The organism is Olavius algarvensis spirochete endosymbiont (assembly GCA_900608495.1).
In the GTDB taxonomy this organism is placed as follows: domain Bacteria; phylum Spirochaetota; class Spirochaetia; order DSM-2461; family DSM-2461; genus UBA2779.
In genome coordinates this window covers 1-431 of sequence record UWYT01000169.1, presented here as the reverse complement: position 1 = coordinate 431, position 431 = coordinate 1, and the positions used below count along the sequence as shown (strand labels likewise).

Here is a 431-nt window from a genome sequence, read left to right as displayed (position 1 = left end):
CAGAGGAATCTGGCATTATTGGAACTGTGGGTGTTGGTATAGGTAAAACTGCGGGGGTTGCCATAGGAATAGCGTGGTTTCCTGGAGAAGCAGAAGGACCTGGGCTCAATCTGGATTTGAATGTGGGGATCGGTTCTCTCACTATCTATTTGGATGAGAAAGGCAAATTTAATGGGATTGGAATTGCTATTGGGATAGGTGGAGGGTTCATAGGTGCTACTACCATGAGTTTTACTCAGCCATTTAGCCGATGATATATCAGGAGCCGTTGAAAAAGGAGTAGAATCAATCCCCAAGCCACCGCTTACTCCTAGTATTCCTAGTATTCCTCTGGATTGATCGCTATAAGCGGATCCACTTTGGTCTTATAGAGAGCCAATTCCTTTTTGATTATGAAGCGGAGGTTGATTGGAAATGAAAAATCTGCGGAG

At 44.3% G+C, this 431-nt stretch carries 1 protein-coding gene; it reads left to right on the top strand.

Annotation, left to right across the window (positions count from 1 at the left end):
• The coding region (locus tag S1OALGB6SA_RS10160) for a hypothetical protein (RefSeq protein ID WP_230204408.1) at positions 1-254 on the top strand (254 nt) is incomplete at its 5' end.
• Between the last annotated feature and the right edge of the window lie 177 nt (positions 255-431).